The sequence below is a fragment of the Streptococcus infantis genome (genome assembly GCF_001579645.1).
Taxonomy (GTDB): domain Bacteria; phylum Bacillota; class Bacilli; order Lactobacillales; family Streptococcaceae; genus Streptococcus; species Streptococcus infantis_E.
Window position 1 is genome coordinate 461311 of record NZ_KQ970818.1, and the last position, 10242, is coordinate 471552.

The 10242-nt window shown below is 41.4% G+C and carries 11 protein-coding genes; 9 read left to right on the forward strand and 2 right to left on the reverse strand.

Annotated elements, in window-relative coordinates:
- Both SINDD18_RS02140 and gor read right to left on the reverse strand, forming a co-directional pair.
- The coding region (locus SINDD18_RS02140; protein ID WP_065203263.1) for a biotin transporter BioY at positions 1-517 on the reverse strand (517 nt) is incomplete at its 3' end.
- A gap of 339 nt (positions 518-856) precedes the next feature.
- Positions 857-2203 carry a glutathione-disulfide reductase gene (gene gor / locus SINDD18_RS02145; RefSeq protein ID WP_061862921.1) on the reverse strand — a complete coding sequence of 449 codons (1347 nt, stop codon included), beginning with the start codon at positions 2201-2203 and terminating at the stop codon, positions 857-859.
- 52 nt (positions 2204-2255) lie between these two features.
- On the opposite strand from gor, the gene SINDD18_RS10950 reads away from it, so the two are divergent.
- The 9 genes from SINDD18_RS10950 to SINDD18_RS02185 all read left to right on the forward strand — a co-directional run bounded on the left by SINDD18_RS10950 (position 2256) and on the right by SINDD18_RS02185 (position 10131).
- Positions 2256-2408, forward strand: a complete 153-nt coding sequence (locus SINDD18_RS10950) for a hypothetical protein (protein WP_193750820.1) — start codon at positions 2256-2258, stop codon at positions 2406-2408.
- 31 nt (positions 2409-2439) lie between these two features.
- Positions 2440-3627, forward strand: a complete 1188-nt coding sequence (locus SINDD18_RS02150) for an efflux RND transporter periplasmic adaptor subunit (RefSeq protein ID WP_061862922.1) — start codon at positions 2440-2442, stop codon at positions 3625-3627.
- Entirely contained in the window at positions 3611-4312 is a 702-nt protein-coding gene (locus SINDD18_RS02155) for an ABC transporter ATP-binding protein (RefSeq protein WP_045615203.1), read from the forward strand. Before SINDD18_RS02150 ends, SINDD18_RS02155 begins: the two co-directional genes overlap by 17 nt.
- A gap of 1 nt (position 4313) precedes the next feature.
- The gene (locus SINDD18_RS02160; protein WP_061862923.1) at positions 4314-5573 is read left to right on the forward strand and encodes an ABC transporter permease; all 1260 of its coding nucleotides are present in this window, start codon (positions 4314-4316) and stop codon (positions 5571-5573) included.
- Between the two features lie 133 nt (positions 5574-5706).
- The gene (gene metG, locus SINDD18_RS02165; RefSeq protein ID WP_061863228.1) at positions 5707-7704 is read left to right on the forward strand and encodes a methionine--tRNA ligase; all 1998 of its coding nucleotides are present in this window, start codon (positions 5707-5709) and stop codon (positions 7702-7704) included.
- A gap of 102 nt (positions 7705-7806) precedes the next feature.
- Entirely contained in the window at positions 7807-8733 is a 927-nt protein-coding gene (locus SINDD18_RS02170; RefSeq protein WP_061862924.1) for an aldo/keto reductase, read from the forward strand.
- 98 nt (positions 8734-8831) lie between these two features.
- Complete coding sequence (locus SINDD18_RS02175) at positions 8832-9068, forward strand: DUF2829 domain-containing protein (RefSeq protein WP_000141913.1); 237 nt, start codon at positions 8832-8834, stop codon at positions 9066-9068.
- Complete coding sequence (locus SINDD18_RS02180) at positions 9061-9759, forward strand: 3-oxoacyl-ACP reductase (protein ID WP_061862925.1); 699 nt, start codon at positions 9061-9063, stop codon at positions 9757-9759. Before SINDD18_RS02175 ends, SINDD18_RS02180 begins: the two co-directional genes overlap by 8 nt.
- A 36-nt stretch (positions 9760-9795) precedes the next feature.
- Complete coding sequence (locus SINDD18_RS02185) at positions 9796-10131, forward strand: hypothetical protein (RefSeq protein ID WP_061862926.1); 336 nt, start codon at positions 9796-9798, stop codon at positions 10129-10131.
- Positions 10132-10242 lie beyond the last annotated feature (111 nt).

Sequence of the window (10242 nt, forward strand, 5' to 3'; positions counted from 1 at the left end):
CTCTACTTAAACGCTTGAGAAGTGGTTTTCCAATGAAACTAATGGCAATAATTTTTGCAAGATCAGGAATGATAAAGGGAAGCACACCGACAGCTAGTGCCTTATCAAAAGGCATACCTGCGAGGAAGTGGAGGCTGAGAATACCACCGACAAAGACAAGGGAATCCCCTAAGAGATTTGCAAGAAAGATACGAACATAGTTACTATTTTTATGGATAAGGTATGAAGTAACTCCTGCATATAATAAGTCAAACCAAAGGTAACCAGCGCTTGGTCCTACTAATACATGAAAACCAGCTCCTCCGCCAGCAAAAACAGGAAGACCAATGGCACCTAGTAAGAGATAAAGTCCGACAGAAAGGACAGCTTCTCTAGGTCTAAAAACAGTAGCAATGAGTCCGATAGCAAAGTTTTGCAGAGTAAATGGTACTGGACCGATTGGGACACTGATTTGAGCTAATACTGCAATCAGAGCAGCACCGATAGCAGGAATAGCATAGATATGAGCTTTTTTCATAATAGTTAACCTCTTTTATATTTTATAGTAACTATTATACTTGAAGCAACTTATTTGTCAACCTATTTTAAAAACTATGGTTACAAAAATGTAACAGCCGATTTAGAGAAAACCGGAGGCCTATAGATTTTTCAGAACACGAAGAAATCATGTCAGTCATAAAAAGAGTACCTTTATGGAGCTTGGCTAGCATATAGTGAAAAACCAAGGGAATCCAGATGGAATGCTATTTTTAAGTGTTTTATAATTTGCTCTAATAAAATAAAAAGATTGAAGAAAATGGTCCTAAAAAGGCTTTTTCTTCAATCTGAGTGACCGATATAATCTCATTTAAAATTATTAACGCATAGTCACAAATTCTTCTGATCCTGTTGGATGGATAGCAACTGTAGCGTCAAAGTCTGCTTTTGTAGCGCCCATCTTGATTGCTACAGCAAAACCTTGAATCATTTCATCGACGCCATAGCCGATACCATGAAGGCCAACGACCTTTTCGTCCTCACCAGCTGTAACGAGCTTGAAGCGTGCTTCTTGACGGTGACTAGTAACTGCAGAATACATAGAAGCAAATTTTGAAGTATAAACTTTAATGTTTTCTTGTCCATACTCTTTGATAGCTTCTTCCTCAGTCAGACCGACAGTTCCGATGGCTGGGTGTGAAAAGACTACAGTTGGAATAGTAGTGTAGTCCATTTTGGCATTGGTTTTACCGTTGAAAAGTCTTTCGGATAGGGTACGTCCAGCCTTGATAGCAACAGGAGTCAGTTCTTTTTCACCTGTCACATCGCCAAGAGCATAGATACCGTCAACGACTGTGTTTTGGTATTCGTCAACTTGGATGAAACCACGTTCATTGAGAGTAACGCCTGCCTTTTCTAGCTGGAGTCCTTCAACGTTTGGACGGCGGCCAGTTGCCCATATAACTTGACTGGCAGTATGAGTACTACCATCTTCGAAATGAATGGTAATGCCTCGTTCAGTTTCTTCAAGTTTAGCAGGAACTTTATGAGTATGGAGTTTTAGTCCAGTATTTTCCATTTCTTGAACCAAGCTCTCAACAATATAACTATCAAATCCACGAAGTGGACGTTCACGACGGACAAATAAATCAGTCTGTACGCCAAGGGTATGGAGTACGCCAGCCAATTCGACTGCAATGTAACCGGCACCCAGAATAGCTACTGATTCAGGCAACTCTTCCCAGGCAAAGATATCATCAGAACTACCACCTAGTTCAGCACCAGGAATGGCAGGAATATGAGGATGGGCCCCAGTTGCAATCACGATGTGCTTAGCACGGATCAACTCTCCATTGACACTAACAGTATGAGTATCAACGAACTCGGCGCGTCCTTCAATCAAATCAACTCCGTTACGCTTAAAGCTTCCACCATAAGAAGAGCGAGCACGATCAATATAGGCTTCACGATTTTTACGAAGCCTTGCATAATCAAATTCATTGCCAGTACTTGTAAAACCATAGTCAGGTCCATATTTGTGGATGCTCTCTGCGATTTGAGCTCCGTACCACATGATTTTCTTAGGAACACAGCCAATATTGACACAGGTTCCACCTAATTTCTTTTCCTCAATAACTGCCGCTTTAGCACCATGTTCACCAGCACGATTCATGGTAGCAATTCCCCCGCTACCTCCTCCAATAGCGATAATATCGTATTCTCTCATAGAAAGCTCCTTTGTTATTTTCTAGTCATATTCTATCTTTTTTTGGAGGTCAATGCAAAAATCTGCTACGCTTAAATTTCTTAAGAAAATGCTTGCAAAAATAAAAAAGAAGTTGTATTATATAAATAACACAACAATAAAAGATTTGGCAATTATTTTTGGATGGTCAGAAAGCAATTGTCCATTTTTAGGACTTGTGCTATAATCTTAATATATATTTATAAAAGAGGTATGATATGAAAAAGAAGTCAAAAGCTAAGAAATGGCCCTTATTTACAGCTATCGGAGTTACGTCAGTTCTTGTAGTAGGAGCAGCTGCTGTCCTTCTATTGAGAAAACCAAATCAAGCTGCAACACAAGATGAAACTGCAAAAATCGTTCTTGCCAAAGAGGGATCAGTGGCTTCATCAGTTCTCTTATCTGGTACCGTAACAGCTCAAAATGAGCAATATGTTTATTATGATGCTAGTAAAGGTGACTTGGATGAGGTTTCGGTCTCTGTCGGAGATAAGGTAAGTGAAGGCCAGGCTCTCGTTAAGTATAGTAGCACAGAAGCCCAGGCTGCCTATGATGCTGCCAGTCGTGCAGTTGCGAAAGCTGACCGTCATATCAATGAATTGAATGAGGCTCGAAATACTGCTGCAGCAACACCTGTGCTCCCTCAAGCAGGGATTGAAGGCGCTACGGACCAAACCCAAGCACAATCTTCTACATCAGCTACAGCTTCTATCGATTCACAAATCAGTGATGCGCGTGATGTTCGTGCAGATGCAGCTGCACAACTTGAAAAAGCTCAAGCACAGTTGGATGCCGCTACAGTTTTAAGTACTGTAGAAGGTACAGTTGTCGAAGTCAATCGCAATGTTTCAAAATCTCCAACAGGAAATAGCCAAGTATTAGTACATATCGTTAGTAACGACAACCTGCAGGTCAAGGGAGAACTTTCTGAATACAATCTTGCAAATCTCTCTGTAGGCCAAGAAGTCACTTTTACTTCTAAGGTTTATCCAGATAAAACTTGGAATGGTAAGATTAGCTATATTTCAAATTATCCAAAGAACAGTAGTGAAGCAAGCAGTAGCTTAGCTGGTTCAAACACAGGTTCTAAATACCCATATACGGTCGATGTAACTAGTGAAATTGGCGATTTGAAACAAGGTTTTTCTGTCAGTGTCGAAGTGAAAAGTATGAGTAAAGCATTGCTTGTTCCTATTACAAGTATCGTCATGGAAGAAGATAAAAACTATGTTTGGATTCTTGATGAAAATCAAAAGGCCAAAAAGGTTGAAGTTGGATTGGGCAATGCAGATGCAGAAAACCAAGAAATCACATCTGGTCTGACAGATGGAGCAAAAGTCATCAGTAATCCGACAGCTTCCTTGCAAGAAGGAAAAGAGGTGAAGACTGATGAAGCAACTAATTAGCCTCAAAAATATCTGCCGTAGTTATCGAAATGGTGATCAAGAGCTTCAAGTCCTTAAAAATATTAACCTTGAAGTTCATGAGGGAGAATTCGTCGCAATCATGGGACCATCAGGTTCTGGTAAGTCTACTCTCATGAATACCATCGGTATGTTAGATACACCTACAAGTGGTCAGTATTTTCTAGATGGAAAAGAAGTAGCTGGTTTAGGTGAAAAACAATTAGCCAAGGTTCGAAATCAGGAAATCGGCTTCGTCTTTCAACAATTCTTTCTCTTGTCCAAGCTCAATGCTCTTCAAAACGTAGAATTACCCTTGATTTATGCTGGAGTTTCAGCTTCAAAACGTCGCAAATTAGCAGAAGAGTATCTAGAAAAGGTTGAGTTGACAGAGCGTAGTCATCATTTACCTTCGGAGTTGTCAGGTGGTCAGAAGCAAAGGGTTGCCATTGCGCGTGCATTGGTCAATAATCCTTCGATTATCTTGGCAGATGAACCTACTGGAGCCTTAGATACTAAAACTGGAAATCAAATCATGCAACTCTTGGTTGAATTAAACAAAGAAGGAAAAACCATCATTATGGTTACGCATGAGCCTGAAATCGCTGCTTACGCTAAGCGTCAGATTGTCATTCGTGATGGCGTCATTTCATCTGATAGTGGTCTCGTAGAAAAGGAGGAAAACTAAGATGCAGAATCTGAAATTTGCCTTTTCATCCATTATGGCCCACAAGATGCGTTCTTTCCTGACCATGATTGGTATTATCATCGGTGTTTCCTCAGTTGTTGTGATCATGGCCTTAGGTGACTCTATGTCTCGTCAGGTCAATAAAAATATGACCAAGTCCCAGAAAGACATCCATGTATTTTTCTCACCTACTAAAAGTAAGGACGGTTCCTTTACCCAGAAGCAATCTGCTCTAACCCTGTCTGGTAAAGAGGAAGATGTTTTTGTTGAACCACCAAAACCACAAGAAGCTTGGGTTAAGGAAGCTGCTAAGCTCAAGGGAGTGGATAGTTACTATGTGACCAACTCAGCTAATGTGACCTTGACCTATAAGGATAAAAAGGTGGAACACGCTAACATGACTGGTGGGAATGTCACTTATATGGATGCGGTCGAAAATGAAATCATTGCAGGTCGAAGTCTTAGAGCACAAGATTATAAGGATTTTGCAAACGTGATCATTTTAGATGAAGAACTAGCCAATAGCCTTTTTGGTTCAGCGCAAGAAGCTCTCAATCAGCTTGTTGAAGTAAATGAAATCAGTTACCGTGTTATTGGTGTTTATGCAAGTAAAGAAGCTAAGGCTGCAAAAGCCTTTGGAGTCGGAGGACTACCAATCACGACCAATATTTCTCTTGCAGCCAATTTTAACACAGACGAGATTTCAAATATTGTCTTCCGTGTCAATGATACTAGCTTGACTCAGACTTTAGGACCAGAGCTGGCTAGGAGAATGACGGAGATTGCTGGTCTCCAACAAGGGGAGTATCAGATAGCAGATGCAACGGAAGCCTTCAACGAAGTGCAACAAATGTTTGGCTTCATAACAACGATTATTAGTGCCATTGCGGGGATTTCCCTCTTTGTCGGTGGTACTGGTGTTATGAACATCATGCTTGTTTCGGTGACAGAGCGTACCCGTGAAATCGGTCTACGCAAAGCGCTAGGAGCAACACGAGGCAATATCCTAGTTCAGTTCTTAATTGAATCCATGATTTTAACCTTATTAGGTGGCTTTATCGGTCTTCTGCTTGCTGCAGGGGTGACTATGCTTGCAGGTGTTCTTCTTCAAAACATGATTGCAGGAATCGAAGTTGGTGTATCCATCCCAATCGCTCTCTTTAGTTTAGCGGTCTCAGCAGGTATCGGTATGATATTCGGTGTTCTACCAGCCAATAAAGCCTCTAAGCTGGATCCTATCGAAGCACTTCGTTATGAATAATTTAAAAGATAAAAAACGAGATAGACATATGTCTGTCTTGTTTTTGTATGGATTTCTCTATCGAAAATCACTAAAAATGTGGTATAATGAAGTGGTAGAAAAACAGGTTTCATTAGCCTGGAAAGGAAATATTATGTCTGAAAAGAATTTTTATATTACAACACCGATTTACTATCCATCTGGTAAACTTCATATCGGTTCTGCCTACACAACTATCGCTTGTGATGTCCTAGCTCGTTACAAACGCCTCATGGGCTACGATGTCTTTTATCTGACTGGTCTTGATGAGCATGGCCAAAAGATTCAACAAAAAGCAGAAGAAGCTGGCATCACGCCTCAAGCCTATGTTGACGGAATGGCAGTTGGTGTTAAAGAACTCTGGCAATTACTCGATATCTCATATGATAAATTTATCCGTACTACAGATGATTATCATGAAAAAGTAGTAGCACAAGTTTTTGAACGCTTGCTAGCTCAAGATGACATCTACCTAGGTGAATACTCTGGCTGGTACTCAGTATCCGATGAGGAATTCTTTACAGAAAGCCAACTTGCGGAAGTTTTCCGTGATGAAGCTGGAAATGTGACGGGTGGTATCGCTCCATCAGGTCACGAGGTTGAATGGGTTTCAGAAGAGTCTTATTTCCTTCGCCTCAGCAAATACCAAGATCGCTTGGTCGAATTTTTCAAATCACATCCTGACTTCATCACTCCAGATGGTCGCCTTAATGAAATGTTGCGTAACTTCATTGAACCAGGCTTGGAAGACTTAGCAGTTTCTCGTACAACCTTTACATGGGGTGTTCCAGTACCATCAAATCCAAAACACGTTGTCTATGTTTGGATCGATGCCCTTCTCAACTATGCGACTGCTCTTGGTTATGGTCAAGATGAACACGGTAACTTTGATAAGTTCTGGAATGGAACAGTCTTCCATATGGTTGGGAAAGACATCCTTCGTTTCCACTCCATCTACTGGCCAATCCTTCTTATGATGTTGGATATCAAATTGCCAGATCGTTTGATTGCCCATGGTTGGTTTGTCATGAAAGATGGCAAGATGTCCAAGTCTAAAGGAAATGTCGTTTATCCTGAAATGTTGGTAGAGCGCTATGGTCTCGATCCACTTCGTTACTACCTCATGCGTAGCCTTCCAGTTGGTTCAGACGGAACCTTTACTCCAGAGGACTATGTAGGACGTATCAACTATGAATTGGCAAATGACCTCGGAAACCTCCTCAACCGTACGGTTTCAATGATTAACAAGTACTTTGATGGTCAAATCCCTGCCTATGTAGAGGGTGTGACAGACTTTGACAATGCACTTGCTCAAGTGGCAGAACAATCAATCGCTGACTACCATACCTACATGGAAGCAGTTGACTACCCACGTGCTCTTGAAGCAGTCTGGACTCTTATCTCACGTACCAACAAATACATCGATGAGACAGCCCCATGGGTCTTGGCTAAGGATGAAGCCCTTCGTGACCAATTGGCAAGTGTTATGAGCCATTTGGCAGCCAGCCTTCGTGTCGTAGCTCACATGATTGAACCATTTATGATGGAAACCAGTCGTGCAGTTTTGACTCAACTTGGTCTAGCAGAAGTTTCTAGCCTTGAAAATTTGAGTTTATCTGATTTCCCTGAAAATGTCACTGTAGTTGCCAAAGGAACACCTATCTTCCCACGTCTGGATATGGAAGAAGAAATCGCCTATATCAAGGAACAAATGGAAGGTAACAAGCCAGCCGTCGAAAAAGAATGGAATCCAGATGAAGTTGAACTCAAACTCAACAAGGATGAAATCAAATTTGAAGACTTCGATAAGGTTGAAATCCGTGTTGCTGAAGTGAAAGAAGTTTCTAAAGTAGAAGGTTCTGATAAGTTGCTTCAATTCCGCTTGGATGCTGGAGATGGTGAAGATCGTCAAATCCTCTCAGGAATTGCTAAGTACTATCCAAACGAACAAGAATTGGTCGGCAAGAAAGTCCAAATCGTTGCCAACCTTAAACCACGTAAAATGATGAAAAAATATGTCAGCCAAGGTATGATCCTCTCAGCTGAACATGATGGCAAATTAACCCTTCTCACAGTTGATCCGTCTGTACCAAACGGAAGTGTGATTGGCTAAGATTTAAAAGAACCAGTTTGAACTGGTTCTTTTTTTATGTAAGGTATCAGTTGATAAAAGTGTCATTCTGCTTTATAATGAAGAAAAACGGAGGAAGTTGCCATGAAATACATTCCATTTGGTCAAGAGAAAAGAGAATTGTCCGAAATCGTCCTAGGCATGATGCGAATCAGTGATAAATCGGTCAAAGAAGTTGAGGAGCTGGTTGAAACAGCCTTATCTGTCGGAATCAATGCCTTTGACTTGGCAGATATCTATGGTGGAGGTCGTTGTGAAGGATTACTGGGTCAAGTGTTAAACAATCGTCCTGACCTGCGAGAAAAGATGTGGATTCAGTCCAAGTGTGGCATTCGCATTGAAGAATTTACCTATTTTGATTTTTCAAAAGATTATATTTTAGAGTCAGTAGATGGGATTCTACAACGATTGCAGGTTGATTATCTAGATAGCTTGCTTCTCCATCGTCCAGATGCTTTGATGGAAGCTGACCAAGTGGCAGAAGCTTTTGAAATTCTTCACAAATCAGGTAAAGTTCGTGACTTTGGTGTATCCAACCAAAATCCAATGATGATGGAATTACTGAAGAAAGAAGTCAAACAGCCTCTAACGATCAATCAGCTCCAGCTAAGCGCAGCTTTCACGCCAGGATTTGAATCAGGTTTCCATGTCAATATGGAAGGTAATAAGGCAGCTGTGCGTGATGGAAGCGTCTTTGAATACTGCAAACTAAACGACATAGTCATTCAGGCATGGTCAGTTTTGCAGTTTGGCTATTTTAAGGGCAATTTTGTTGGCAATGAGAAGTTCCAACAACTAAACCAAGTCCTAAATCGATTAGCCTTAAAATATGGTGTGAGCCCATCAGATATTGCTATTGCTTGGGTGTTACGCTATCCAGCCAAGATGCAGGCAGTAGTAGGAACAACTAACCCTAAACATTTGATAGAAGCAAGCCAAGCAAGTCATGTCAACCTGACTCGAAAAGAATGGTATGAAATTTACCTAGCAGCAGGGAATGATTTGCCGTAAGTGGAATTTGCAATTCAGAAATCACAGTCAAAAAGCCGTTGAAAAACGGTTTTTTGTTATAATGAAATTAAGATTTATAGATAACAAAGGAAAAAAACATGACATTTGAAGAAATCTTGCCTGGACTGAAGGCAAAAAAGAAATATGTGCGTACGGGTTGGGGCGGAGCAGAGAACTATGTCCAGCTTTTCGATACCATAGAGCAAAATGGAGTGGCTCTAGAAGTGACGCCTTATTTTCTCATTAACGTATCTGGTGAAGGCGAAGGCTTTTCCATGTGGAGTCCAACTCCTTGTGATGTCTTAGCGACAGACTGGGTGGAAGTTCATGACTAAACGTGTCCTTATTACAGGCGTTAGCTCCGGGATTGGTCTGGCTCAAGCTCGTCTCTTTTTAGAAAAGGGCTACCAGGTTTATGGGGTAGACCAGGGTGTTGATCCCCAGTTGCCAGGTGAGTTTCACTTCTTGCAGCGGGACTTGACCTTGGATTTGACGCCGATTTTTGACTGGTGTCCTGAGGTCGACGTCTTGTGCAATACGGCTGGGGTATTGGATGACTACAAACCCCTTCTTGAGCAAAGCGCTCAGGAGATTCAGGAGATTTTTGAGATCAACTATGTGACTCCGGTAGAGTTGACACGGTATTATCTGACTCAAATGTTGGAGAAGAAGCAAGGGATCATCATCAATATGTGCTCCATTGCTTCTAGCCTAGCAGGAGGTGGCGGTCACGCTTATACTTCCTCCAAGCATGCGCTAGCAGGCTTTACCAAACAGCTGGCCCTGGATTATGCAGAAGCTGGGATTCAAGTCTTTGGCATTGCTCCTGGAGCCGTCAAAACAGGCATGACTGCAGCGGACTTTGAACCAGGAGGCCTAGCAGACTGGGTGGCTAGTGAGACTCCTATTAAACGCTGGATAGAGCCAGAAGAAGTGGCAGAAGTCAGTCTCTTTTTGGCCAGTGGGAAGGCCTCTGCCATGCAGGGACAACTCCTGACCATTGATGGTGGCTGGAGTTTGAAGTAGCATAGTTGGTATTCTGTGAATATCTGGAGGTAAGCTATGAAAAGAGATGAGTTTGGATTTGTCTTGCCCAATCTCTACTATCAGTTTTTAACGGGCTGGAAAGAGATTGACCCCTATGAAATTGGAGATACAGGTATCTGTTTGTATGCCAAGGAGGATCTAGAGGAGCGTAATGAAACTTATCAGATTGAGGAAGTAGAGCCAGATTACTTTATGATTGGACAGGAAGGAGATTTGGCCTACTTTATTAAGAAAAATTCTGATGATTGGATTTATGAAAATGACTTGGGTGCTTTAGGCTCTTTAGAAATGCAAAAAGTTACTGCAAACGTCTATGACTTTATTGATAAGGTATTAGAAGAAGAATTGTAAAAAAGGAAGAAATTAATCATGTTTAGAGTGCTAGATGCAGATTCACCGATTTCAAAAGAAGATTTTTTACAATTTGAGGAGATTCTTGGAAAGAAATTACCGGAAGCTAGG